The sequence below is a fragment of the Parasphingomonas frigoris genome, assembly GCF_036663815.1.
Classification (GTDB): domain Bacteria; phylum Pseudomonadota; class Alphaproteobacteria; order Sphingomonadales; family Sphingomonadaceae; genus Sphingomonas.
The window spans coordinates 1-1028 of the sequence record NZ_JAXOJQ010000102.1; the positions used below are offsets into that span (position 1 = coordinate 1).

Genomic DNA, 1028 nt, shown 5'->3' on the forward strand with positions numbered 1-1028 from the left:
ACCCCCATGAACGGTAGGACTGCTGTCCTGATAACGGGAGACGGATGATGGTTGCGAAATGGCTGCTCTGCGGAACGGCGCTTCTTGTCGCCACCCCGGCTCTAGCAAAACCCGCCCCTTCAAAACCCGCCCCGACCAAATCCGTCTCGGTCTACCTCACCCAGCCCAACGATCCACGCGCGATAACCGTCAAGGGCGTCGGCGATGGCCGCGCCGACGACAGCGCCGCGATCCAGCAGGCGATCGACGCGGCGGCGGCCGGCGGTCATGGCGGCGTCGTGTTCCTGCCCTCGGGCCGCTACCGCATCACGCGCACGATCTTCATCCGCTCGGCGGTCCGCGTCTTCGGCATCGGCGCGACCCGGCCGGAGATCGTTCTCACCGACAATAGCGCGGGCTTCGGCTCGGGCGTCGCGGCGATGGTCAGCTTCACCGGCGAGGATCAGTACCGCGTCGGCAAGGCACCCGTACCGCCGCGCACCAGCGTTCCATTCGATCCGGCGATCTTCGATGCGACCTCCAGCACCTTCTATTCCACGCTGTCCAACGTCGATTTTCGGATCGGCGACGGCAATGCCGGCGCGGTCGCGGTGCGCTTCCGCGTCGCACAGCATGGGTATCTGCGACACATCGACTTTCACATCGGATCAGGCCTCGCCGGCGTCTACCAAGCGGGCAACGAGTTCGAGAATCTGCGCTTCTTCGGCGGTCGCTATGGCCTCATGTCCGAAAAGACCTCGCCCGCCTGGCAGTTCACGCTGCTCGACTCTGAGTTCCAGGGTCAGCGCGACGCCGCGATCCGCGAGCACGAGGTCGACCTGACTCTCGTCAACGTCGCGATCCGCGATACGCCGGTCGGCATCGAGATCGATCGCGGCTACTCGGATTCGGTCTGGGGCAAGGACGTCCGGTTCGAGAACGTGTCGCAGGCGGGCATCGTGATTTCCGCCGAGGACAACGTCTTCACGCAGATCGGCTTCGACAATGCGGTCGCGAGCAACACGCCGACCTTCGCGCGCTTCCGCGAC

General features: G+C 65.3%; 1 protein-coding gene. It reads left to right on the forward strand.

The annotated features are described in order from the left end of the window. Window positions 1-47: 47 nt before the first annotated feature. The coding region (locus U1872_RS22785; RefSeq protein ID WP_332795118.1) for a glycosyl hydrolase family 28-related protein at window positions 48-1028 on the forward strand (981 nt) is incomplete at its 3' end.